Origin of the sequence: Streptomyces sp. NPDC001270, assembly GCF_042896695.1 — a bacterium.
GTDB lineage: Bacteria > Actinomycetota > Actinomycetes > Streptomycetales > Streptomycetaceae > Streptomyces.
Window position 1 is genome coordinate 250,744 of record NZ_JBIAXM010000010.1, and the last position, 23,937, is coordinate 274,680.

Below are 23,937 nucleotides of genomic sequence, written 5' to 3' on the forward strand. Positions count from 1 at the left end.
CATCGCCTCGGTCGGCGAGCAGCGACGACCCGTCGTTCCTCGGCCGCCCTAGACCAGACCGGCGGCGCGGGCGCGCTCGACCGCCGGGCCGATGGCCTTGGCGACCGCGTCCACGTCGGCCTGGGTCGAGGTGTGCCCCAGGGAGAAGCGCAGGGTGCCGCGGGCCAGGTCCGGGTCGGTGCCGGTGGCGAGCAGCACGTGGCTGGGCTGGGCGACGCCCGCGGTGCAGGCGGAGCCGGTGGAGCACTCGATGCCTTGGGCGTCCAGCAGGAGCAGCAGGGAGTCGCCCTCGCAGCCGGGGAAGGTGAAGTGGGCGTTGGCCGGCAGCCGGTCCACGGGGTCGCCGCCGAGGATCGCGTCCGGCACCGCCGAGCGGACGGCCGCGACGAGTTCGTCGCGCAGGGCGCCGATCTCACGGGCGAACCACTCGCGCTGACCGGCCGCCAGCCGCCCGGCGACCGCGAAGGAGGCGATGGCCGGGACGTCCAGGGTGCCGGACCGGACGTGCCGTTCCTGGCCGCCGCCGTGCAGGACGGGTACGGGGGTGTGTTCACGGCCGAGGAGCAGCGCTCCGACGCCGTACGGGCCGCCGATCTTGTGGCCGGACACGGTCATCGCGGCGAGCCCGGAGGCGGCGAAGTCGACCGGGACCTGACCGAACGCCTGCACCGCGTCGGCATGCAGCGGGACATCGAACTCCCCTGCCGCTTCGGCCAGTTCACGGACCGGCAGGACGGTGCCGATCTCGTTGTTGGCCCACATGACCGTGGCCAGGGCGACATCGTCGGGGTTGCGGGCGATGGCCTCGCGCAGCGCCTGCGGATGGACCCGGCCGTACCGGTCGACGGGGAGGTACTCGACGGTGGCGCCCTCGTGTTCGCCGAGCCAGTGGACGGCGTCGAGGACCGCGTGGTGCTCGACGGGGCTGGACAGCACGCGGGTGCGACGCGGGTCGGCGGCGTTGCGTGCCCAGTACAGGCCCTTGACCGCGAGGTTGTCGGCCTCGGTGCCGCCGGCGGTGAAGACGACCTCGCTCGGGCGGGCGCCCAGCGCGTCCGCGAGGGATTCGCGGGACTCCTCGACCGTACGGCGGGCCTTTCGGCCGGAGGCGTGCAGCGCGGAGGCGTTGCCGGTGATGCTCAGGTGGGCGGTGAGTGCCTCCGCCGCCTGCGGCAGCATCGGAGTGGTCGCGGCGTGGTCGAGGTATGCCATGGTGAGGCCGATTCTACGGGGCCCTTCCGGGCGGACTCAGGGGGTGCTGGCGTCGACCGGCCGGCGACTTCAGGACCGCGGAAACCCCAGGCAGGAAGCCGCGGGGCCTCAGAAGCTCCAGGACACCGTGCCGTCCGCTTGTACGAACGTGAGCAGGACCAGCAGGTCGGCGATGCCCAGCGTGAGGCCGAGCAGGGCGCGGCCCCGGCGGGCGGTGCCGCGCCACAGGGCGACACCGGCCAGCACGATGGCCATGGGGCCGAGCACGAGGTTGAGGACGAGGAGGCCGAGCAGGCCGAGGATGAAGGACGCGACGGCCATGCCGTCGGCGTCGCGCGTACCGGGGCGGCGGATGGCCGGTGCGGTGAGGTGCATGATGGTCAGCTCCCGAGGGTCGGGGTCGGCGGTGCGCCGCGGGCGGCGGGCAGGGGCGATGGTGTCGGTCGGGGAGCGCGGCGCCGTGCGCCGGGCGCCGGGCGCCGGGGTCAGTCGGCCGAGGATGTGTGACGGCGGGCGTGGCGCTCGCGGAGCGCGAAGACTCCGAGCCAGACGGCGATGACGACGGCCGCGGTGGCGGTGAGGTGCAGCGGCGCGTGGGCGACGGTGCCCATCACGACGCCCAGCAGCAGGAGTGCGGCGACGATGAACAGCATGGGATGCGTTCCCCTCCGGAAGAACTCGCGTGCGACAACATCGGTGAACGACTGTAGTAACAGTTGTTCACTGACTATGGAGTCTAGCGCCGGGATCCGCTTCCCAATTCCGGAGAACATCTGTTAACTGGATGACATGAGTCACACCGTCGGCGTCCGCCAGGCCCAGAAGCAGAAGACCCGGCAGGCGTTCCTGGACGCGGCGCTGGAACTGCTGGAGGAACAGAGCCTGAGCAGCCTGGGCCTGCGCGAGGTCGCCCGGGTCGTCGGAGTCGCCCCGACCGCCTTCTACCGGCACTTCCACTCGACCGCGGACCTGGGGGTGGCGCTGGTCGACGAGGCCCTCGGCAGCCTGCACCCGATGGTGGGCCCGACGGTGTCCGCGGCCGGCGGCAGCGACGAACGCATCGCGCGCGCCGTGCAGTTGATCGAACATCATGTGCGGGCACACCCCGCACACATCCGCTTCATCGCCCGCGAGCGGCACGGCGGGGTGCAGCCGGTGCGCACGGCGATCCGGGACCAGTTGGCGCTGTTCGCCGCGGAGGTACGGACCGCACTGTCCAAGGACCCGGAGACAGCGGGCTGGGACGACGACGACCTGCTGATGCTGGCCCATCTCTACGTCGACCAGATGATCGCCACCGCCTCGCTGTTCCTGGAGGCCCTGGAGGAGCCGGACGCGTCGGAGGCGGAGCGCGAACGCGTCGCACAGGTCGCGGTCCGCCGACTCCGGCTGATCAGCCTGGGGTGCCGGCACTGGCGGGACTGAGCCGAACCCCGGCCCGGCCGGGACACACCTCGGCCGAGACCCGGCTCCGCCGGGACACACCTCGGCCGAGACTCGGCTCCGCCGGGACACACCTCGGCCGAGACTCGGCTCCGCCGGGACACACTTCAACCGAGGGCCGGCTCGGCCCCGGCCGGGCTCAACCGAGCCCGGATCAGCCGGATCAGGCCCAGCCCGACCCGGATCAGCCCGATCAGGCTCAACCGGGCCCGGATCAGCCGGGTCGGACCCGATCGGGCCCGGATCAGCCGAGCCTGACCCGGGCCAGCTGCCGGGACTGGGCAACCAGCCGGTCCGCGCCGTCCCAGACCTCGGCGTCCTCCTCCAGGAAGCCGCCCGCCAGATTGCGCGTGGTGATCGACACCCGCAGCGGGCCCGGCGCCGGACGGTGGCGCACGTGCACAGTCAGCTCGACCGTGGGGACCCAGCCCGACAGGCCGAGTTCGAAGGCGGTGGGCGGCAGGGCGTCCACCGCGAGCAGCAGCGAGAGCGGGTCGGCGTCCCGGCCGTCCGCGAGGGCGAACCAGGAGCGCATCTCCCCCTTTCCGGAGGGCGCGCCCACCGCCCAGCCGACCGTGGCCGGGTCGAGCCTCAGCATGAGCCGGTCGGTGATGGCCGGCCCCGCGCTCCCGCCGGCGGCCGGGCCGTCCTCGGGGCCGAAGCACTGATCCATGGGCGGCATCGAGGGCGGCGTCGCGGCCGTACGGACGTCGTCCGGGAGCGCGTCGAGATCGCCGTAGGAGGCGAGGACGCGGATGCGTTCGACCTCGTCGCCGCGGTCGTCGCGCTGGAAGAGGGACGCCTGGCCGGTGGAGAGGGTGCGGCCGGTGCGCACGGTCTCGGTGCGGACGACGGCCGGACCGGGCCGGGACGCGGTCAGGTAGTGCGCGGAGATCGTGAAGGGGTCCGGATGCGGCAGGGTGTCGGCGAGGGCACGGCCGAGGACGGCCAGCAGGTAGCCGCCGTTGACCGCGCCGGCGATCGTCCAGCCCGCCGAGAGGCCGATGTCGTAGACGCCGGGCGTGCGCCGGGTGACGGCCGTGTCACGGTCGAACTCACTGCCGTCGGACACGGCCCGGCGGTCGGAAGCGGTGGTCACGTCTCGCATACCCGAACCATAGAACATAAAACTACTAAGCGGTAGCTTTTGAAGAGGCGCCCAGCCGCAGATCCGGTCCGGAGTGATCCGATCGGGGTGCTCAGATCGAGGTAATCCGATCAACCGACGATCGGTCCGCTGAGTGAGGTTCCGGCAATATCTCGGTAAGTGTCCGGACACGCCCGAAACCCGGGGGCCCGCTCCCCCCTCTATCGGGACATGAGCCTCACCGGGACTGCGTTCCTCTACACGACCCTCGTGCTGAGTGTCGTCGCCCTCATCCTGCCGCTCGCCCTGTGGTCGCGGATGCGGGGGCCCAAGGCCCTGCGCGTCGCCGCCCGGGTGCTGATGCTGCTGTTCGCCCAGGGCACCGCCGTGACCCTGGTCTTCGTCCTGGTCAACAACTCCAACAACCTGTACGACAACTGGGCCGACCTGTTCGGCACCGGCAACCACGTGCAGCAGGCCGCGAACCTCGGCCGGGACGGCACCGGTGGAATGGCGCTGGCGCGGCTGCCCCGGGTGAAGCAGGCGTTCCAGGCGGCCGACGGACCCGGCATGCACGCGGCCGGCGGGGTGCGTGTCACCCAGCTCAAGGGCCGGGTGTCCGGAGTGAACGCCGAGGTCTACGTCTGGCTGCCGCCCCAGTACGGCCAGCCCGCCTACCGGAACCGGAAGTTCCCCGTGGTGGAGCTGCTGCCGGGCTACCCCGGCTCGGCGAAGGCGTGGTTCGGCTCGATGAAGGCGCACGAGCAGTTGCTGCCGCTGATGGAGAGCGGCCAGGTCGCGCCGTTCATCCTGGTGGCGCCGCGCACCAACCTGCTGGCCGGGGTGGACACGGGCTGCGCGAACATCCCGGGCACGGTGAACGCCGACAGCTGGCTGAGCATCGACGTGCCCAGGATGGTCATGGACAACTTCCGCGCCGAGACCGCGCCGTCGGGCTGGGCGGCCGCCGGGTACTCGGCGGGCGCCCACTGCGCGGTGAAGCTGGCCGTGGCCCACCCCGACCGCTACCGGGCCGCGGTGAGCCTGTCCGGCTACAACGACCCGATCGGTGAACGGAATTCGCTGGCGTCCCAGAACCCGACCGTACGCGCCGAGAACAACCCCTACCTGCTGCTGAAGCAGGCCCCGGTGCCGCCGCGGATCGCGCTCTACCTCTCCGGCGAGTCCGGCGACGGCTACCAGGCGGGCGTGGCCCTCGAAGCGGTGGCCAAAGCTCCGACGACCGTGCACGTGGTGTATCTGCCGCGCAGTGCGGGCGGCCACACCATGGCACTGTGGCGGCCCCAGGTGCCGGAGGCGTTCCGCTGGCTGACGGTGCAGATGGGCCGGCACCGCGTCGGCGGCGGCACTACTCCTCCGCCACCGTCGACCGCCGGTTCCACGCACGCGGCGCTCGCCAGTGAAAACGCATCGCGAGCAGGCGTAGGACGAAGGCGGTGACGGCCGCGAGGGCGCTGGTGAGCGAGGTCAGCGCGGAGTAGTGCAGACACAGCGCCACCAGGGCGGCGCCAACGATCGCTGGGACCGCGTACAGATCGCGGTCCCAGCGCAGCAGGGAGGGGACCTCGTTGGCGAGTACGTCGCGCAGCACGCCGCCGCCGACCGCGGTGGCGACGCCCAGGGCCGCGGACGCGGTCAGGCCGAGCCCGTAGGCGTACGCCTTCGTCGTCCCGGCCACGCAGAACAGGCCGAGGCCCGCCGCGTCGAAGACGTTGACCGCGACCTGGATGCGTTCCACCTGCGGGTGCAGGAAGACGACCAGCAGGGCGGCGAGCAACGGGGTGGTGAAGTAGCCCAGGTCGGTGAAGGCGGCCGGCGGCACCGCTCCGATGACCACGTCACGGAACAGTCCGCCGCCCAGCGCGGTGACCTCGGCGAGCACGGCGATGCCGAAGACGTCGAAGTTCTTGCGGACGGCCAGCAGCGCACCGGAGATCGCGAAGACGAAGATGCCGGCGACATCGATGGCGTGCTGGACGGAAGGGCTGAAGAATTGCTGGAACACCCTGCCATTCTCACCTAGAGAACGGCATGCACCTTGCAAACCAAGGTGGTCGGCCCGTCCCGGTACAGACAGAACGGGAGAGCGCGCCCCGCGCACTCTCCCGTTCGCAGCCGTGGACGGCCTCGCCCGCCGCCTCCGCTAGGAGTCCTTCGGCCTCGGCGTGCCGTCCGCCGCGCCCTCGTCAAAGGCTTCGGCGGCGGCGTCCTGGGCCGCGTCACCGGACGCGGAGGCGTCCGCGGCGGCCTCCACCGCCGGCTCCGCGGTCTCCGCCGCGCTCCCGCCGGCCGCCTCGCCGGCCTCCTCCGTACCGTCGGCCGACACCGCCGCCGCCACCGCGGCCGACGTCTCCGCCGACTCCTCGAGGACGGCGTCCGGAACCAGTTCCCCGGCCTCCTTCGCCGCGGACAGCAGGACCGTGTCCTGCGGCGCCTGGTCGGCGAAGTTCTCCGGGTGGTGGCAGGCGACCCGCTGGCCGGGCTGCAACTCCAGGAGCTGCGGCTCGGTCGTCCGGCAGATCTCCGTCGCCTTCCAGCAGCGCGTGTGGAAACGGCAGCCGGACGGCGGCGCGATCGGCGAGGGGACGTCGCCCTTCAGCAGGATGCGCTCGCTCTTGGCGTTCTTCCGCCTCGGGTCCGGGATCGGGACCGCCGACATCAGCGCCTTGGTGTACGGGTGCATCGGCGCCTTGTACAGCGACTCGCGGTCGGCCAGCTCCACGATCTTGCCGAGGTACATCACGGCGATCCGGTCCGAGACGTGCCGGACCACGGAGAGGTCGTGCGCAATGATCACGTACGTCAGGCCCAGCTCCTGCTGGAGGTCGTCAAGGAGGTTGACGACCTGCGCCTGGATCGACACGTCGAGGGCCGACACCGGCTCGTCCGCCACGACCAGCTTCGGGTTGAGCGCGAGCGCACGGGCAATGCCGATGCGCTGGCGCTGACCGCCGGAGAACTCGTGCGGATAGCGGTTGTAGTGCTCGGGGTTGAGACCCACGACCGACAGCAGCCGCTGCACTTCCTTCTTGATGCCGCCCTCGGGCGTGACGCCCTGGAGCCGGAAGGGAGCGCCGATGATGGTGCCGATGGTGTGCCGCGGGTTCAGCGACGAGTACGGGTCCTGGAAGATCATCTGCACGTCGCGGCGCAGCGGGCGCATCCCGCCGACACCGAGGTGCGTGATGTCCTTGCCCTCGAACTCCACCGTGCCTGCGGTCGGTTCGAGCAGCCGGGTGATCAGCCGGCCCATGGTCGACTTGCCGCAGCCCGACTCGCCGACCACGCCGAGGGTCTCCCCGGACCGCACCTCGAAGTCGAGGCCGTCGACCGCGCGCACCGCGCCGACCTGCCGCTGGAGCAGGCCCTTGCGGATCGGGAAGTGCTTCTGGAGCCCGGTCACCTTCAGCAGGACCTCGCCGGGAGCGGCGCCCTTGTTCAGGGTCGCCGTCCCCGCGGCCTTCGCCGCGGCGCCGTCGCTCTGTGCAGGGATGCTCACTGCGTTGTCCTCTGCGTTCTCACTCACAGCTTCGGCGCAATCTCTTCGGTCCAGATCCGCTCCCGCTGCTCCTGCGACAGATGGCAGGCGGCCCAGTGCCGGCTGTCGATCTCGGTCAGCTCGGGGCGGACCGTGCGGGTGACGTTGTCCTTCGGGAGGTCGGCGTACGGGCAGCGCGGGTTGAAGGCGCAGCCGGACGGGACGTTGATCAGGGAGGGCGGGGAACCCTTGACCGGGACCAGGCGCTCCTGCTGCTCGCGGTCGAGCCGCGGCATCGAACCGAGCAGGCCCCAGGTGTAGGGGTGGCGGGGCTCGTAGAACACCTTCTCGGCCGGTCCGCGCTCCACGCAGCGACCGCCGTACATCACCAGGATGTCGTCGGCCAGTTCGGCGACGACGCCCAGGTCGTGGGTGATGATGATGACCGCGGAGCCGAACTCCTTCTGGAGGTCGCGGATCAGGTCGAGGATCTGCGCCTGGACGGTCACGTCGAGGGCGGTGGTCGGCTCGTCCGCGATCAGCAGTTCGGGGTTGTTGACCAGCGACATCGCGATCATCGCGCGCTGGCGCATACCGCCGGAGAACTCGTGCGGGTAGCTGTCGACCCGCTTGTCCGGCTGCGGGATGCCCACCCGGTCGAGCATCTCGACCGCACGCCGCTTGGCGGTCTTCTTGTCGACACCGTGGTGGACCCGGTACGCCTCCACGATCTGCTGGCCGATCGTGTAGTACGGGTGCAGCGCGGACAGCGGATCCTGGAAGATCATCGCCATCTGCCGGCCGCGCAGCTTGCGGACGTGGTCGGGGTCGGCGGAGAGCAGTTCGGTGCCGTCCAGCCAGATCTCGCCGGAGATCTGGGCCTTGCGCCTGCCGTACTGGCCGGCGGTGTGCAGGCCCATGATGCCGAGCGAGGTCACCGACTTGCCGGAGCCGGACTCGCCCACGATGCCGAGGGTCTTGCCCTTCTCCAGCTTGAAGCTGAGTCCGTCGACCGACTTGACCAGGCCGTCGTCGGTCGGGAAGTGCACCTTCAGATCGCGTACTTCGAGGAAGGCGGTCGGCGCGGGCGAGTCGCTGGTGGGCTCGCCCACGGCCGATCCGGTCTTGCTGAGTTCGGTCATGCGAGCCTCACTCGGGGGTCGATCACGGCGTAGAGGATGTCCACGACCAGGTTGGCGATGAGCACGGCGAGCGAGGTGATCAGGACGACGCCCAGGATGACGGGCAGGTCCTGGTTCTTGATCGCGTTCAGCACGGCCTGGCCGAGGCCGGGCAGGTTGAACGTGGTCTCGGTGAGGATCGCGCCGCCGATGAGGGCTCCGAGGTCCATGCCGAGCATGGTCAGGATGGGCGTCATCGTGGAGCGCATGGCGTGCTTGCCGATGACGGTCTGCTCCCGCAGGCCCTTGGCGCGGGCCGTGCGGATGTAGTCCTCGCCGAGGATCTCCATCATGGTGGCCCGGGTGATACGGGCGTACATCGCCGCGTAGAGGAAGGCGAGGCTGACCCAGGGCAGGATCATGCCGCCGAACCAGCCGGTGAAGCTGTCCGAGATCGACACGTACTGCGCGTCGATCCAGTGGAGCCCGTAGGTGAAGATCGACAGGACCAGCATGCCGGTGAAGTAGATGGGCAGCGAGACGCCCGTCAGCGCGACGACCATCGCGCCGCGGTCCCAGACGCTGCCCCGCTTGAGCGCGGAGAGCACGCCCGCCGAGACACCGAAGACCAGCCACAGCACGGCGGCACCGAGCGCGAGTTCCAGGGTCACCGGGAAGCGGTCGGTGAGCACCGGCCAGATGGCCTGCTCGCTGCGGAAGGAGTAGCCGAAGCACGGCGCCGAGCAGTGGGTGACGTCGCCGCCGGCCGAGTAGGTACGGCCCGCGAAGATGCCCTTGAAGAACTCCCAGACCTGGGAGTAGATCGGGTCGTTCAGGCCCAGCTTCACCCGCACGGCCTCGACGGCCGCTGGGTCGGCCTGCTTGCCCACGAAACTCGTGGCGATGTCGACGCCCGCCCACTTGGGGACGAGGAAGAAGATGCCGAAGACCACCATGATGATGACCACGAGCATCACTGCGGCGGCGAACAACCGCCTGATGAGGTAAGCGAGCACAGCTCTCGGCCCGCCGCGGGCCGCGAACCACCCGGGGCCTCACCGCCTTATGGGCGGAAGAGGTGTCCCGGGCGGCCCGCGATCACGCGTCGCCGGCCTTCACCTGCCTTTCGTGCCGTTCGGCGGGTGTGCCGGGTTACTTCGGGTTCTTCAGACCGAGGTTGACGAAGTCGTACATGCCGCTGTAGCCGTCGGTGGTGTAGACGTTCGCCAGGTTGCTGGAGCGCCAGTTGATGAACTTCTCGAAGGTGAAGGGCAGGTAGTAGGCGCCCTCCATGACCTTGTGGTTGATCTGCGTGGAGATCTGGGCCTTGCCCGCGTCGTCCAGCGTGGTCGTGTACTGGTCGAACAGACCGTCGATGGACTTGTCGTCGATCAGGGCGTAGTTGTTGTTGCCGCTCTCGTGGATGTAGCTGCTGTCCCACAGCGGCAGACCGAAGCCCTGCACGGACGGGAAGTCCGGGCCCCAGCCCATGATGATGATGCCGTAGCCCTTCTTCTGCACGTTCGAGGGGCTGCCGATGATGCCGGTGGTCTGCGAGCCGTCGAACTGGTCGATCTCGACGTCGATGCCGATCTTCTTCAGCGACGCCTGCAGGGACTGGGCGGTGGCCACCTCGACCGGCTTGTTGTTGCGGACGGCCATGGTGGTCTTGAAGCCGTTCGGCTTGCCGCAGGCCTTCAGCTCTTCCTTGGCCTTGGCGGCGTTGCCGGTCTTGTTGGCACCGGACAGGCCGTACGGGTCGTACTTCTGTCCCTCGGCGCCGGCCACCGACGGGGGCAGCATGTTGGTGCCGATGTCGCCACCGGCGACCGGGCCGCCACGGGCGGTCTGCAGCGACACGTGGTCGGCGCCGTAGATGACGGCCATGCGGCAGTGGATGTTGTCGAACGGCTTCACGCTCTGCGGGAAGGCCGCGTAGCGGATGTAGCCGGAGACCGGGTTGTCCAGGTTCTCCTTGTGCTGCTTCAGGGCCTCGGTGCGACCCTGCGGCGACATGCCGGTCTGGTTCAGGTCCAGATCCAGGTCACCGCTGATCAGGCGCTGGTCGAGGTCGTTGGCGTTGGAGAAGAACTGAACCGTGATCTTGTCCGGGTACGCCTTGCGGACCGGGTCCGACGCCTGCTTCCACTCGGTGTTGCGGACCAGGGTGAGGTCCTTGCCGGGGTTGTAGGACGCGAACTTGTACGGGCCCGAGGAGAACGGGTGCAGGGCGTACTTGGACTTGGTGTCCTTGTCCTGCCTGACCGGGGAGGCCGACGTCAGGGCCAGCATCTCCTCGAAGTCCGAGTTGGCCTTCGGCAGGTGGAAGACGATGGTCTTGTCGTCCGGCGTGTCTATCGCCTTCAGGCCCAGCTTGTCCGCGGACTTGTCCTTGTAGGGACCCTTGTACTCACCCTTGGGGTCGAGCACCTCCTGGAGGTACGTCGGGCCGCCGGAGAGCACGTCCTGTGCCCACACGCGCTCGATGCCGTACTTGACGTCCTTCGAGGTGATCGGCTTGCCGTCTTCCCACGTGCTGCCGTCGCGCAGGGTGTACGTGTAGGTCTTGCCGTCATCGCTGATCTTGGCGAGACCGGTGGCGAGGTCCGGGGCCAGCTTGGCGCCTTCCTTGCCCGCGGCCGGCGCGTTCGTGACGAGCTGACGGCTGTAGTAGCGGGAGAAGTCCCACATGAAGCCGTAGTAGCCGCGGGTGGTGTCCCAGGAGTCGGCGTCCTGGGCGGCACCGAACTTCAGCGTGCCGCCCTTCTTGGCCAGGGAAGCCTGGGCGATCTTGTTGTTCGCGGCGTCGAAGCCCGCGGCGCCGTCCTTCGAGCCTTTGTCACCGCTGCCGCCGCCGCACGCCGCCGTGGTCAGCAGCGCGGCGACCGCGGCGACGGCGGCCAGTGCCTGCTTGCGCCGCCCTGAGGCGCGTTGGGTAGTCACGATCTCGGATCCTCCGGATTTGATGAGAGATCCCGTGTTGGAGCCACGGGTCGCTTGGGGTACGGCAGTTCAGCGGGAGCCCTTCGGGTCCAGCGCGTCACGCACGCCGTCGCCGAAGAGGTTGAAGGCAAGAACGGTGATGAAGATCGCCACACCCGGAACCACCATGTACATGGGGTCCGAGTCGTAGTAGTCGATCGCGCTCGAAAGCATCTGCCCCCAGGAAGCCGTGGGCGGCTTGACGCCCACGCCCAGGAAGCTGAGTGCCGCCTCGGTGAGGATGTTGGTGGGGATCATCATCGTCGTGTACACGATGATGGGCGCGACGAGGTTGGGCAGCAGCTCCTTGAAGAGGATGTACAGCCGCCCGGCGCCCAGCGATCGGGCGGCCTCGACGTACTCCCGCTCGCGCAGGGACAGCGTCTGGCCGCGCACCACGCGTCCGATGTAGGGCCAGCCGAAGAAGCCGATGACCAGGATCATCACGAACACGCGCACGCTCGTGCCGGTCAGTCCCAGCATGTTGTTCGGCATGACGGAGACGAGGGCGATGATGAACAGCAGCTGCGGGAAGGCCAGCAGGCCGTCCATGACCCGGCTGATGACGGAGTCGACCCAGCCGCCGAAGAAGCCCGCGAGGATGCCCAGGACGGTACCGAGGATCACGGCCACGACCGCCGACAGGAAGCCGACCAGCAGCGAGATCCGGGCGCCGTAGAGGATGCGGGCGAAGATGTCGCGGCCGTTGACCGGCTCGACGCCCAGCAGGTGGTCCCCGCTGATGCCGCCCAACGAACCGGTGGGCGTGCCGAACAGAGGGTCGATCAGGTTCTCGTGGTAGACGTCGGGGTCCTGCCCGACGAGATTCGAGATCACGGGCGCGAGCAGGGCGATCACGATGAGCGCGAGGACAACGATGCCGCCCGTCAGGGCGAGCTTGTCCCGCTTCAGGCGTTCCCAGGCGATCCGCCCCAAAGAGCGCCCCTGTACGGCCTTCGCGTCAGCGCTGACAACCGCCGCTTCCTCGGCCGCACTAGGGGCCGCTTCCGCGGTCGGCTCGTGCAATGGTGCCGTCATCTGGCAGGGACCCCTCTCAACCGGCGGTAGCCGGGCCGCACTTGCCGCGGTGGCGGCATGATCCAGTCCGTCGTACACATAGGGGCGGCAGGCCCCTTGGTGCCGGAGTCTTCAACGCATCGGCGATCCGTTGCCAGACTTGGCGGCGAAAGGATGCGCAAACGTGATGCTGTCTGCGAGGTTCCGTTATCCGGACGGTGGGTAACGGGGGTCGGACGAGGAGAAGTTGCACTAAACGGACAGTTGTTGTCTTTCCGGTCCGCTCTACACGCGAAGATCTCTTACTGACGTCTTGTCAGCGATCTTCGTGCATACTGTCCGTCACCGGCTCAGGTCCGCCGCCGATCACGTCCGCCGCGCGGCGGTATCCGGTCAGTACCTGCCCTGGACCGGTGGATAGCCGTACCCGCCCGCGGGGGCCTGCGGCGGGGCGGCGTGCGCCTCACGGTCGTAGAAGGGGCGGGCGCCGGCCCGCATCCACATGACGACCGGATCGTGCTCGTCGGTCATCGCCACGGTCGACACCGGCAGCCCGTCCGGTACGGCGCCGATCGACTGCTGCATCATCGCCCGCACCGAGTCCACCGCGGGCGGCGAAGTGTCGTACACGTCCAGCCCGATGGCCAGGTAGGGCGCGCCGAGGGCCGGCTGCACCCAGGCGCGGCGCAGCGAGCGGACCACCGGGGTGCGGTGGGCGTTCTGGGCGAGCAGGGCGTAGAACTGCGGGATCTCGATGCCGGGTTCCGACAGCCGGAGCGGGCCGGCCGGCTGGCGGTCCAGGCCCGTGGCGATGCGGCGCAGATCGAGCCAGGGGATGCCGACGCCGCCGCCCGGAGCGTGCGGGTTGAGCCAGATGCCGTAGTGGTCCGGATAGAGGGTGCGGGCCACGTCGAGCCCGTCGACCACCTCGTACGAGCGGTTCCAGCCACTGGCGGACAGCTCCTGGGCGGAGGTGACGCACGGGGCGTAGCCGTAGCCGTCGACCTCCATGGTTCCGTACTGGGCGTCGGGGGAGCCCGCCTGACCGTGCCACAGGAGCATCCAGACCTGGCCGGAACCGGGTGTCGCGAGCGCGCGCAGGAGCGCCTCGTAGGCGTCGTAACGCCCGGGCGTGACCTGGCGCAGCGTGTGCTCGACGCTGCCGCTGAGGCTCGCGCTCACCTGACTTACCGCCTCTTCTTCGACTACCCCGCGTTCGGGAGACAGCTTAAGCGTCCGGTGGCCCGGGGCTCCTTGTTCGCGGGCGGGTGCGTGGTGGGTGTGTGGTCGGTGCGTGGCAGGCCGGGCAGCGCTCCCGAGGGGCGCGGGGCGGTGCCGGTGTGCGGCTCCGGCGCGCGGGCGTGTGTGCGGCCCCGCCTCGCGGGCGCGCCCGGCCACGGCGTCGCCGCGGCCGCCCGGTGACCGGCCGGTGTCCGGCGCCGCCGCGGGCGACCGGCCGAGGCCCGGTGTCGGGCGCCGGAGCGGCCGACGACCGGCGACCGGCGCCCCGGCAACCCGCGGTGCGCCCGACCGGCGACACGCCCCACCTGCGGACGTCCCCGCCCGGCCGGCGCGGCGCCGCCTACTGGCCGTGCTGGTAGAAGGGCCGCACGTGGCCCCTGAGCCAGTCACCCACCGGGTCCTCGGCGACGTCCAGCAGGACCAGGTTGACCGGCCACCGCACCGGGACCTGCGCCAGCGCCCGGCCCAGGGCGGCCAGCGGCAGTTCCCGCAGATCGCCCTCCCACTGGGCGAGTTCGACGCCGACGAACAGCACCGGGTCCGCCGTCTCGACGGCCGCGAGGCAGCGGCGGGCCGTGCGGATCACGCCGGTCGCCGCGAACTCGGCGGAGGCGGCGGACAGGAAGTCGACCGGGTCGTCCTGCCAGTCCGGTTCGAACAGCCGGACCCGGCCGCCGCTCGTCGGGCCGTCCAGCGCGGTGTGGTCCGCACGGCACAGTTCGGCCACCGCTTCCGGCGGGAGCGGAAGGCCGACCACCCCGCCCGCGTTGACGGCGATGCCGACCTGCGGGGGCAGGCCGCGGGCGAACTCCACGGCGGGCGCGATGGTGTACGCCAGGTGGGCGCCGACCACCTGACGGAACTGTTCCTCGGAGCTGAAGACCGGGACGTACGCCTGGCCCTCGATGTCCACCGTCGGCAGGTCGAGGGGGCCGCTGTCCGGGCCGCCGCCCTCCGGCAGCGGGATCCAGAAGAAGCTGCGGCCCAGGACCTCGACGATCCGGCCGCCTGCCGACGGGACGCCGAGGGAGGCGGAGAGCACCTCCTCCAGTTCGTTGCCTGGCCATCCGCCGTGCGGGTGGGGGTGTGCCTGTGCCGGAAAATCCGCTGGGAAGTCCGCCGGGAAGTCCATCTGCCTACCGCCTGCTGGAAAACACTGCTGTGGCTGGAAAGGCTAACGGGTACCGGTGACAGGCCCTCACCCCGCGAAGCCGATCCGGTGCAGCACGTCCGCGGCGTCCCGGTCGAGCAGCACCGCCGAACCGCAGCCCGCGGGCGGCTCGCCCCGCTCCACCGCGCGCAGCAGCCGGGCGGCCGCCCTGCGGTGGCGCAGGAAGGCGTAGCGGGAGACGCCCCGGCCGCGGTCGCGCTGGCCGTCGCGGGCCGTGGCGGGCGGGACGTCGAGCAGGATCAGGTGCAGCGTGCCGCCGCGTCGCCGGGCCTCGCGGGCCAGCCAGCCGCGCACCCAGGACTGGGTGCCGCAGTCGTGCACCACGACGCCCCCGCCGGTGCGCAGGGCGCGGCGCAGCGCGGCGTAGTGGGCGAGGCGGACCAGGGGGCGGTAGAGCGTGTACGGGAGGAAGCGCGGGAGCCGGGCCTCCCAGCGGTCCCGGGTGTCCTGGGAGTCGACCCTGACGGCTCCGCCGCCCTGGACCGTCCGATCCATCAGGGTCGACTTGCCGCTGCCGGGCAGGCCCGTGACCACGGCCAGGTCGTGGCGGCCGAAGTGCAGGGCGCGTGGGCTGCGGCCGGACCGTTCGCGCAGGTCGCGGACGACCGGCGCGGGTCGCCCCGCGCACCGTCCGACGGCCCGGCCCGCGGGCTTCTCGGGCAGCGCGAGACCCGTGGTCGTGGCGTACGACGTGGTCCTGTTCACCGTGATCGTCCTCCCCTTGGGGTCTGGACATCCCCATCCCCGTCAAGTGTAAAGAGAAGGTAATGCGCGATGCCTCACCGTGCCGTGCGCGTTCTGCCACAGACCGGTCACGGATCCGGTCTGCCGTGCGGCGGCGAGGCGTGCAATGATGAGCCCGCCAACTGCATACCGGCCGCTTGAATCCGCGCGGGAGAGTTCCCAGCAGTCCTGCTAGTCCTGCTGGGACGCCGAAGGAGCAAGTCCCTCCCTTGAATCTCTCAGGCACCGTCACCGCGCGGGCGAGGCACATCTGAAAAGCGGGCCGCTGTCCGGTGGCTCCACCCAAGGTGCAAGCCGTGACCGCCGTACGACGTTGCGTACGCCGCCGGTCATGGCGAACCTCTCAGGTTCCGATGACAGATGGGGAGGACCTTCCCCGCCCTGCCCGCGTTCGGCCCCGCCCGCGCGGGCGACCCCCATCGCCCTGGGAGACGACCGACCGATGAGCAGCACCGAATCCCCTCGTCCACGGCGTACCGCGCTGGACGCCCTGCACCGCTCGCTCGGTGCGACGATGACCGACTTCGCCGGCTGGGACATGCCGCTGCGCTACGGCTCCGAGCGCGACGAGCACCTCGCCGTGCGGACCCGGGCGGGGCTTTTCGACCTCTCGCACATGGGTGAGATCACCGTGACCGGCCCGCAGGCCGCCGCGCTGCTGGATCACGCGCTGGTCGGCGACATCGGCGCCGTCAAAACCGGCCGGGCCCGGTACACCATGATCTGCCGGGCCGACGGCGGCATCCTGGACGACCTGATCGTCTACCGGCTGGCCGAGCGCGAGTACCTGGTCGTCGCGAACGCCGGCAACGCCCAGGTGGTGCTCGACGCGCTGGTGGAACGGTCCGCGGGCTTCGACGCGCAGGTCCGTGACGACCGCGACGCCTACGCCCTGATCGCCGTCCAGGGCCCCGAGTCCCCCGGCATCCTGGCTTCCCTGACCGATGCCGACCTGGACGGCCTGAAGTACTACGCGGGCCTGCCCGGCACCGTCGCGGGTGTGCCCGCGCTGATCGCCCGTACCGGCTACACCGGTGAGGACGGCTTCGAGCTGTTCGTGGCGCCGGGCGACGCGGAGAAGCTCTGGCAGGCGCTGACCGAGGCGGGCGCCCCGGCCGGACTGGTTCCGTGCGGGCTGTCCTGCCGGGACACGCTGCGCCTCGAGGCGGGCATGCCGCTGTACGGGCACGAGCTGTCGACCTCGCTCACGCCGTTCGACGCCGGACTCGGCCGGGTGGTGAAGTTCGGCAAGGAGGGCGACTTCGTCGGGCGCGAGGCGCTGCTGACGGCCGCCGGGCGGGCCGAGCAGAACCCGCCGCGGGTGCTGGTCGGTCTGGTCGCCGAGGGCCGCCGGGTGCCGCGCGCCGGGTACCCGGTGGTCGCGGGCGGCGCGGTGATCGGCGAGGTCACCTCCGGTGCCCCCTCCCCCACCCTGGGCCGGCCCATCGCCATGGCGTACGTCGACGCGGTGCACGCGGCGCCGGGCACGGCGGGCGTCGGCGTGGACATCCGCGGCACCCACGAGCCGTACGAGGTTGTGGCGCTCCCCTTCTACCGGCGGCAGAAGTAGAGACTGGCCCCGGTCCGCTGTGATGCCGGGCACACTGCCCCGTCCACCTGCGCCTTCCCCCTTCCCCCCGTCATCAGCACTCCCCCGCGTACAGGAGAATTCAAGCCATGAGCAACCCCCAGCAACTGCGCTACAGCAAGGAGCACGAGTGGCTGTCGGCCGCCGCGGACGGCGTCTCGACGGTCGGCATCACGGAGTTCGCGGCGAACTCGCTCGGTGATGTGGTGTTCGTCCAGCTCCCGGAGGTCGGCGACGCTGTGACCGCGGGCGAGACCTGCGGCGAACTGGAGTCGACCAAGTCGGTGTCCGACCTGTACTCCCCCGTCACCGGCGAGGTCACCGAGATCAACCAGGACGTCGTCGACGACCCGTCACTGGTGAACTCGGCCCCCTTCGAGGGCGGCTGGCTGTTCCGGGTGCGCGTCGCCGAGGAGCCGGCCGACCTGCTCTCCGCCGCCGAGTACGTCGCCTTCACCACCGGCTGAGGAGTCCTGGCCCCATGTCGCTGATGAACACACCCCTGCACGAGCTGGACCCGGACGTGGCCGCCGCGGTCGACGCCGAGCTGCACCGCCAGCAGTCCACCCTCGAAATGATCGCCTCCGAGAACTTCGCGCCCCTCGCGGTGATGGAGGCGCAGGGCTCGGTCCTCACCAACAAGTACGCCGAGGGCTACCCGGGCCGCCGCTACTACGGCGGCTGCGAGCACGTCGACGTGACCGAGCAGATCGCCATCGACCGGGTCAAGGAGCTGTTCGGCGCCGAGTACGCCAATGTGCAGCCCCACTCGGGCGCCTCCGCCAACCAGGCCGCGCTGTTCGCGCTGGCCCAGCCCGGCGACACGATCCTCGGCCTGGACCTGGCGCACGGCGGCCACCTCACCCACGGCATGCGGCTGAACTTCTCCGGCAAGCAGTTCGACGTGGTCGCCTACCACGTCGACGAGGCCGGTCTGGTCGACATGGCCGAGGTGGAGCGGCTGGCCAAGGAGCACCGCCCGAAGGTGATCATCGCGGGCTGGTCCGCGTACCCGCGGCAGCTGGACTTCGCGGAGTTCCGGCGGATCGCCGACGAGGTCGAGGCGTACCTGTGGGTGGACATGGCCCACTTCGCCGGGCTGGTCGCCGCGGGCCTGCACCCCAACCCGGTGCCGTACGCCGATGTCGTCACCTCCACCACCCACAAGACGCTGGGCGGCCCGCGCGGCGGCATCATCCTCGCGAAGCAGGACTTCGCGAAGAAGCTGAACTCGTCGGTGTTCCCGGGCTTCCAGGGCGGCCCGCTGGAGCATGTGATCGCGGCCAAGGCGGTCTCCTTCAAGATCGCGGCCTCGGACGGGTTCAAGGAGCGCCAGCGCCGTACGGTGGACGGCGCCCGGATCCTCGCCGAGCGGCTGACCGCGCCGGACGCCCGTGAGGCCGGCGTGAACGTGCTGTCCGGCGGCACGGACGTCCATCTGATCCTGGTCGACCTGCGCGCGTCCGAACTGGACGGGCAGCAGGCGGAGGACCGCCTCCACGAGATCGGCATCACGGTCAACCGCAACGCCGTCCCGAACGACCCTCGCCCGCCGATGGTCACCTCGGGCCTGCGCATCGGCACGCCCGCCCTCGCCACCCGCGGCTTCACGGCCGAGGACTTCACCGAGGTCGCGGACGTCATCGCCCTGGCGCTGAAGCCGTCGTACGACGCGTCCGCCCTGGCGGCACGCGTGCAGGCCCTGGCCGAGAAGCACCCGCTCTACCCCGGCCTGGGCAAGTAGTCCCGCCGCACGGGGTGCCGCGCACGCGCGTCCCGCACCGCGGCACCCCGTCACGCACCACCCCGCATGGAGGAGTCACCGTGGCCATCTCCGTCTTCGACCTGTTCTCGATCGGCATCGGCCCGTCCAGCTCCCACACGGTCGGCCCGATGCGCGCGGCCCGCATGTTCGCCGCGCGCCTGCGCAACGAAGGTGTGCTGGACTCCGTGGCGTCCGTACGCGCCGAGCTGTACGGCTCGCTGGGCGCCACGGGCCACGGCCACGGCACGCCGAAGGCGGTGCTGCTCGGGCTGGAGGGCGCCGCGCCCCGGACGGTGGACGTGTCCGGCGCCGACCAGCGGGTGGCGGACATCCGGGAGTCGGGCCGGCTGCTGCTGCTCGGCGAGCACGAGATCGCGTTCGACGCCGACGCGGACCTGGTCCTGCACCGCCGCAAGGCCCTGCCGTACCACGCCAACGGCATGACCCTGTGGGCGTACGACGGGCAGGGCGGCGACGTGCTCACCAAGACCTACTACTCGGTGGGCGGCGGCTTCGTCGTCGACGAGGACGCGGTCGGCGCCGACCGGATCAAGCTGGACGACACGATCCTCAAGTACCCCTTCCGCACGGGCGACGAACTGCTGCGCCTGACGAAGGAGACGGGCCTGTCCATCTCCTCCCTGATGCTGGAGAACGAGCGCGCCTGGCGCACCGAGGAGGAGATCCGCGCGGGCCTGCTGGAGATCTGGCAGGTGATGCGCGAGTGCGTGGCGCGCGGTCTGTCCCGTGAGGGGATCCTGCCGGGCGGCCTGAAGGTGCGGCGCAGGGCCGCCGTGTCGGCCCGTCAACTGCGGGCCGAGGGCGACCCGCTCGCGCACGCGATGGAGTGGATCACGCTCTACGCGATGGCGGTGAACGAGGAGAACGCGGCCGGCGGGCGGGTGGTGACCGCCCCGACCAACGGCGCGGCCGGCATCATCCCGGCGGTGCTGCGCTACTACCTCGACTTCGTGCCGGGCGCCGACGAGGACGGCGTGGTCCGCTTCCTGCTCGCGGCCGGCGCGATCGGCATGCTGTTCAAGGAGAACGCCTCCATCTCCGGTGCCGAGGTCGGCTGCCAGGGCGAGGTCGGCTCCGCCTGCGCCATGGCGGCGGGCGCCCTCGCGGAGGTACTGGGCGGCAGCCCCGAACAGGTCGAGAACGCCGCCGAGATCGGCATGGAGCACAACCTCGGCCTCACCTGCGACCCGGTCGGCGGCCTGGTCCAGATCCCCTGCATCGAACGCAACGGCATGGCCGCCGTCAAGGCGGTCACCGCGGCCCGCATGGCGATGCGCGGCGACGGCTCCCACCTGGTCTCCCTCGACAAGGTCATCAAGACCATGAAGGACACCGGCGCGGACATGTCCGTGAAGTACAAGGAAACGGCCCGGGGCGGGCTCGCGGTGAACATCATCGAGTGCTAGGGGGATGGGCCCTGATCAGCGCGTTCGTTTCCTTCCCGGCTACAGCCGGTCCCGCATGGGCACCGTCCGAGTAGTCGTGCCGTGAGTCGCGGTGGTTCCCGCCCCGCACGTCACGGGCACCGGCACGCACCGCGGCGGTCCGGCCGGTTAGGATGCTTTTATGTTGTTTTGTCCCTGTATGGCCCGTTCTCTCGTTCTGGGGCCGCAGGGGGCAAGGCACTTCTCACGTGAAGATGCCCGGGGCGGCGCGGGCCGCGGCGTCGGCAGCCGGTCCCGGATCAGTGCACGAGCGCGTACCTGGCGTGATCCGTGGCCGTGGGGCGGCGCAGCGGCACGCGAGTGCCGCCAGGATTCCCGGTTGGCTTGATCCGTGCAGGTGGCGGCTGGTGCTTACCCGTGCTCCGCAGTGAGCGGAAGGGTGAACGCACATGCATACGACAAGGTCGACTCGCCGTCGGACGCGGGTGCAGGTGCTGGGCGCGCTGGCAGCAGCCGCGGCCCTGGTCGCCGGTGGCAGCGGAGCCGACGCCACGGCAGCCGCGCGGGGGGCGACCACCGCCGGCGGGGGGCACGGCACCGTACAGGTGCTGTACTGCGGTTCGCTGCAGAACCTCATGGAGCATGATCTCGGCCCGAAGTTCAGTGCTGCCACGGGCTACCAGTACCGGGGAGTCGGCGGGGGCTCCACCGAACTCGCCCACCAGATCAAGAGCAAGGTGCGCCAGGCCGACGTCTTCGTCAGCGCCGACCCCAAGGTCAACAACTCCCTGGAAGGCGCGGCAGGCGGTGACTGGGTGTCGTGGTACGCCACGTTCGGCAGTGCGCCGGTGAAGATCGCCTACAACCCGCACAGCTCGTTCGCGAACGAGCTGAAGACGAAACCCTGGTACCAGGTGATCACCGAGCCGGGCTTCCGGCTGGGCCGGACCGATCCCAAGCTCGACCCCAAGGGAGAGCTGTCCGTACAGGCCCTCCAGCAGGCGTCCCGTATCCACAAGGAGCCCGGCCTGGTCTCCTCGGTCGAGAAGTCCTCCCAGGTCTTCCCGGAACAGGAACTCGACGGGCGGTTGCAGTCGGGGCAGCTGGACGCCGCCTTCTACTACAGCAACGAGGCGACCGAGCAGCACCTGCCCACCGTCGACCTCGGCGCGGTGAAGGTCGCCGCCCACTTCACGGTCACGGTCCTCAACCGCGCGGCCAACCCGGCGGGGGCCACCGCCTTCGTGCACTACCTGCTGGGTGACCAGGGCAAGGCCGGCCTCACCGCGCACAACGTGACCCTCTCTGCGCCCACCGTCTCCGGCAACGCCGCGGCCGTCCCCGCGGAGCTGCGTTCCGACCTTTCGGCGAAGCCGGCCGGCTGACGGCGAACGCCCGAGGAAGGAGAAGCCGACCACGAACGGCTGAGGCGCCCGAGGAAGGAGACGGGGTGAGTCCGCGACCGGTGGAGCAGGGTCGCGGTCGTGTCCGCTTCCTGGGCACGCCGCTGCCCTGGCTCGCCGCTCTCCTCCTGCTGTACCTGCTGGCCCCGCTGGGCGCCTTCGTCGCGTGGGCGGCGGGTGCTCCGCGTGGTGCGCTGACCGCGCCCGGTGTCGGGGACGCGCTGATCGTCTCCTTGGAGACGGCGACGATCGCCACCGCGGTCATCACCGTCCTCGGTGTGCCCCTGGCCTATCTCCTCGCCCAGGCCCACGGCCGTACCGCCGCCCTGCTGGGGATGGCGGTGCAGCTCCCCTTGGCCCTGCCACCGCTGATGAGCGGCATCCTGATGCTGTACATCGTCGGTCCGTACGCCCCGCTCGGACGGCTGTTCGGCGGTCGGCTCACCGATCACGCGGCGGGGATCGTGCTGGCCCAGGTCTTCGTGGCGGCCCCCTTCCTCATCATCGCCGCCCGTTCGGCCTTCGCCGCCCTCGACCCCGATCTGGCCGACGTCTCCGCCACCCTGGGCCACGGACGGCTGTCCCGCTTCGTCCGCGTCGCCCTGCCCGGTGCCGCCCCCGGCATCCAGGCCGGCCTGCTCCTGGCATGGCTGCGTGCCTTCGGCGAGTTCGGCGCCACCGTGGTCCTCGCGTACCACCCCTACTCGCTGCCGGTCTACACCTACGTCCAGTTCGGCAGTACCGGGCTGGCCGCCACGTTGCTGCCCGTCGCCGTGAGCCTCGCCGCCGCCGTGGCCGTCCTCGCCGTCAATCACTGCACCGCACACCTGCGGCTGCCCCACCGCCGCCGCACCGCACCACCCGCGCCCCGCGCCCCACGCGCCCGGACCAGCCCCCGCCTCGCCTTCGACCTGCGCGCCCGGTCGGGCAGCTTCCACCTGCGGGTCGCCCACACGGCCCGCGGGCGCCACCTGGCCATCCTGGGTCCCTCCGGCGCCGGCAAGTCGCTGACCCTGCGTCTGGTGGCCGGTCTCATCCGCCCCGACGAGGGATACGTCCGACTCGACGACGACGACCTCACGGCACTGCCTCCGGAGCGCCGGGGCGTCGGCTACGTTCCCCAGGACGTCAGCCTCATCCCGCACCTGGCGGTCTGGCAGCAGATCACCTTCGGCGTCGACACCGACCCCGCCCTGGCCGCCTACTGGCTGCGCAGGCTCGACCTCGACGGTCTCCAGCACCGCCTGCCCCACCAGCTCTCCGGCGGCCAGCGCCGACGCGTCGCCCTCGCCCGCGCCCTCGCCCGCGACCCCCGCCTTCTGCTGCTCGACGAGCCGTTCACCGGCCTGGACACCCTCGTCCGCGACGAACTGCGCTGGGCACTGCGCCGCCTCCAGCAAGGCATCGCACCCACCACTGTGATCATCACCCACGACCCCCAGGACGCGGCCCTCCTCGCCGAGGACATCCTCATCCTGGCCCACGGCCGGCTCCTTCAGGCCGGGGACCAGCGCGAGGTCTTCGCCCACCCCGCCACCCCGGAGGCCGCACGCCTGCTCGGCATCCGCAACCTCCACACGGGCCGCCTCACCGGCCCCCACACCCTCGACGTGGACGGCGCCCACCTCACCGTGACCGCCACCGGCCTCCCCGCCGGCACACCCGTCGCCTGGTGCATCCGCCCCGAGGACATCCAACTCACCGCCACCGGCGGCCACCCCGCGACCATCATCGACACCGTGCACCTGGGCCCCGTCACCGAGATCCGCGCCCTGCTGGCCAACGGACACGAGATGAGCATCACCGTCACCCCGCAGGACATCTCCGCGACCACCGACGGCTGCCGGATCCACCTGCCCCCCGAGGCCATCACCGTCTGGCCCGCGCCTGCCGACTCCGTCCAGCACCCACTCGCCTCCCGCACCAGCCGGCGGCAGCCGGCCGAAGGCGCCACCGGCACGACCCCGCGGTGCGGCCCCGGCAGCCCGCCCTGAGCCTGCCGACCCGTCGGCAACGAGCCTGGCTCAGCACAGCCGACGGACGGACCGGTGACTCCGACGAGCCGCGACAGGCGGCCCCGGTCACCGAAGTCCGGGTGCAAAGGGTTCAAGTCCGTCAAGCTCGAAGTCGCTGCGGCCGGGGCGGTGTTCCGGTCGCCGATCCGGACCGCTGTCCCGGCCGCACCGCGCAGAAACCGCAGCGCGGTCACTGCGGTTCACGGATACGGAGAGGGAGACAGCGCCGGGCGGGCCGGCGG

General features: G+C 71.0%; 21 protein-coding genes and 1 riboswitch. Of the genes, 8 read left to right on the forward strand and 13 right to left on the reverse strand.

Annotation, left to right across the window (positions count from 1 at the left end; genetic code table 11):
- Positions 1-48 precede the first annotated feature (48 nt).
- The 3 genes from ACFY2B_RS19330 to ACFY2B_RS19340 form a co-directional block, all read right to left on the reverse strand.
- The gene (locus ACFY2B_RS19330) at positions 49-1,212 is read right to left on the reverse strand and encodes a cysteine desulfurase family protein (protein ID WP_390764297.1); all 1,164 of its coding nucleotides are present in this window, start codon (positions 1,210-1,212) and stop codon (positions 49-51) included.
- Positions 1,213-1,320: 108 nt separating this feature from the next.
- The gene (locus ACFY2B_RS19335; RefSeq protein WP_390764298.1) at positions 1,321-1,587 is read right to left on the reverse strand and encodes a DUF4190 domain-containing protein; all 267 of its coding nucleotides are present in this window, start codon (positions 1,585-1,587) and stop codon (positions 1,321-1,323) included.
- 110 nt (positions 1,588-1,697) lie between these two features.
- The gene (locus ACFY2B_RS19340; RefSeq protein ID WP_390764299.1) at positions 1,698-1,865 is read right to left on the reverse strand and encodes a hypothetical protein; all 168 of its coding nucleotides are present in this window, start codon (positions 1,863-1,865) and stop codon (positions 1,698-1,700) included.
- Positions 1,866-2,001: 136 nt separating this feature from the next.
- Between ACFY2B_RS19340 and ACFY2B_RS19345 the strand changes: the two genes are divergently transcribed.
- Positions 2,002-2,637, forward strand: coding sequence for a TetR family transcriptional regulator (locus ACFY2B_RS19345; protein WP_390764300.1), 636 nt, complete (start codon positions 2,002-2,004; stop codon positions 2,635-2,637).
- Between the two features lie 262 nt (positions 2,638-2,899).
- Here the strand turns inward: ACFY2B_RS19345 and ACFY2B_RS19350 are convergent, their stop codons facing one another.
- Positions 2,900-3,763 carry a thioesterase family protein gene (locus ACFY2B_RS19350; protein WP_390764301.1) on the reverse strand — a complete coding sequence of 288 codons (864 nt, stop codon included), beginning with the start codon at positions 3,761-3,763 and terminating at the stop codon, positions 2,900-2,902.
- Between the two features lie 210 nt (positions 3,764-3,973).
- Here ACFY2B_RS19350 and ACFY2B_RS19355 point away from each other — a divergent pair, with 210 nt between their 5' ends.
- Positions 3,974-5,203 carry an alpha/beta hydrolase gene (locus ACFY2B_RS19355; protein ID WP_390764302.1) on the forward strand — a complete coding sequence of 410 codons (1,230 nt, stop codon included), beginning with the start codon at positions 3,974-3,976 and terminating at the stop codon, positions 5,201-5,203.
- Here the strand turns inward: ACFY2B_RS19355 and ACFY2B_RS19360 are convergent.
- The 9 genes from ACFY2B_RS19360 to ACFY2B_RS19400 all read right to left on the reverse strand — a co-directional run bounded on the left by ACFY2B_RS19360 (position 5,112) and on the right by ACFY2B_RS19400 (position 15,479).
- Positions 5,112-5,768 carry a trimeric intracellular cation channel family protein gene (locus ACFY2B_RS19360; RefSeq protein ID WP_390764303.1) on the reverse strand — a complete coding sequence of 219 codons (657 nt, stop codon included), beginning with the start codon at positions 5,766-5,768 and terminating at the stop codon, positions 5,112-5,114. The two genes, ACFY2B_RS19355 and ACFY2B_RS19360, sit on opposite strands and share 92 nt — an antisense overlap.
- 138 nt (positions 5,769-5,906) lie before the next feature.
- Positions 5,907-7,262 (reverse strand): ABC transporter ATP-binding protein, encoded by a 1,356-nt coding sequence (locus ACFY2B_RS19365; RefSeq protein ID WP_390764304.1) that lies wholly within the window; start codon positions 7,260-7,262, stop codon positions 5,907-5,909.
- Positions 7,263-7,285: 23 nt separating this feature from the next.
- Positions 7,286-8,383 carry an ABC transporter ATP-binding protein gene (locus tag ACFY2B_RS19370; RefSeq protein ID WP_390764305.1) on the reverse strand — a complete coding sequence of 366 codons (1,098 nt, stop codon included), beginning with the start codon at positions 8,381-8,383 and terminating at the stop codon, positions 7,286-7,288.
- The gene (locus ACFY2B_RS19375; RefSeq protein ID WP_390764306.1) at positions 8,380-9,378 is read right to left on the reverse strand and encodes an ABC transporter permease; all 999 of its coding nucleotides are present in this window, start codon (positions 9,376-9,378) and stop codon (positions 8,380-8,382) included. The genes ACFY2B_RS19370 and ACFY2B_RS19375 overlap by 4 nt, the downstream gene beginning before the upstream one ends.
- A gap of 136 nt (positions 9,379-9,514) precedes the next feature.
- Positions 9,515-11,305 carry an ABC transporter substrate-binding protein gene (locus tag ACFY2B_RS19380; RefSeq protein ID WP_390764307.1) on the reverse strand — a complete coding sequence of 597 codons (1,791 nt, stop codon included), beginning with the start codon at positions 11,303-11,305 and terminating at the stop codon, positions 9,515-9,517.
- A 69-nt stretch (positions 11,306-11,374) separates the two neighbouring features.
- Positions 11,375-12,382, reverse strand: coding sequence for an ABC transporter permease (locus tag ACFY2B_RS19385; RefSeq protein WP_376532829.1), 1,008 nt, complete (start codon positions 12,380-12,382; stop codon positions 11,375-11,377).
- A 372-nt stretch (positions 12,383-12,754) separates the two neighbouring features.
- Positions 12,755-13,543: an enhanced serine sensitivity protein SseB C-terminal domain-containing protein gene (locus ACFY2B_RS19390; RefSeq protein WP_390764308.1), complete on the reverse strand. Its 789-nt coding sequence runs from the start codon at positions 13,541-13,543 to the stop codon at positions 12,755-12,757.
- 400 nt (positions 13,544-13,943) lie between these two features.
- Positions 13,944-14,735 carry an enhanced serine sensitivity protein SseB gene (locus tag ACFY2B_RS19395; RefSeq protein ID WP_390764309.1) on the reverse strand — a complete coding sequence of 264 codons (792 nt, stop codon included), beginning with the start codon at positions 14,733-14,735 and terminating at the stop codon, positions 13,944-13,946.
- Between the two features lie 66 nt (positions 14,736-14,801).
- On the reverse strand, positions 14,802-15,479 hold the full coding sequence (locus ACFY2B_RS19400) for an AAA family ATPase (RefSeq protein WP_390764310.1): 678 nt from the start codon (positions 15,477-15,479) through the stop codon (positions 14,802-14,804).
- Positions 15,480-15,656: 177 nt separating this feature from the next.
- Positions 15,657-15,762: riboswitch (glycine riboswitch) on the forward strand.
- 198 nt (positions 15,763-15,960) lie between these two features.
- Between ACFY2B_RS19400 and gcvT the strand changes: the two genes are divergently transcribed.
- The 6 genes from gcvT (at position 15,961) to ACFY2B_RS19430 (ending at position 23,674) form a co-directional block, all read left to right on the forward strand.
- Positions 15,961-17,088, forward strand: coding sequence for a glycine cleavage system aminomethyltransferase GcvT (gene gcvT / locus ACFY2B_RS19405; RefSeq protein ID WP_390764311.1), 1,128 nt, complete (start codon positions 15,961-15,963; stop codon positions 17,086-17,088).
- Between the two features lie 107 nt (positions 17,089-17,195).
- Positions 17,196-17,573, forward strand: a complete 378-nt coding sequence (gcvH, locus tag ACFY2B_RS19410) for a glycine cleavage system protein GcvH (RefSeq protein ID WP_390764312.1) — start codon at positions 17,196-17,198, stop codon at positions 17,571-17,573.
- A gap of 14 nt (positions 17,574-17,587) precedes the next feature.
- The gene (gene glyA / locus ACFY2B_RS19415) at positions 17,588-18,850 is read left to right on the forward strand and encodes a serine hydroxymethyltransferase (RefSeq protein ID WP_390764313.1); all 1,263 of its coding nucleotides are present in this window, start codon (positions 17,588-17,590) and stop codon (positions 18,848-18,850) included.
- An 80-nt stretch (positions 18,851-18,930) separates the two neighbouring features.
- Positions 18,931-20,298, forward strand: a complete 1,368-nt coding sequence (locus ACFY2B_RS19420; RefSeq protein WP_390764314.1) for an L-serine ammonia-lyase — start codon at positions 18,931-18,933, stop codon at positions 20,296-20,298.
- A 428-nt stretch (positions 20,299-20,726) separates the two neighbouring features.
- Positions 20,727-21,662, forward strand: a complete 936-nt coding sequence (locus tag ACFY2B_RS19425; RefSeq protein ID WP_390764315.1) for an extracellular solute-binding protein — start codon at positions 20,727-20,729, stop codon at positions 21,660-21,662.
- A gap of 65 nt (positions 21,663-21,727) precedes the next feature.
- A complete protein-coding gene (locus ACFY2B_RS19430; protein ID WP_390764316.1) occupies positions 21,728-23,674 on the forward strand; it encodes an ATP-binding cassette domain-containing protein in 1,947 nt (648 codons plus the stop codon).
- Positions 23,675-23,937 lie beyond the last annotated feature (263 nt).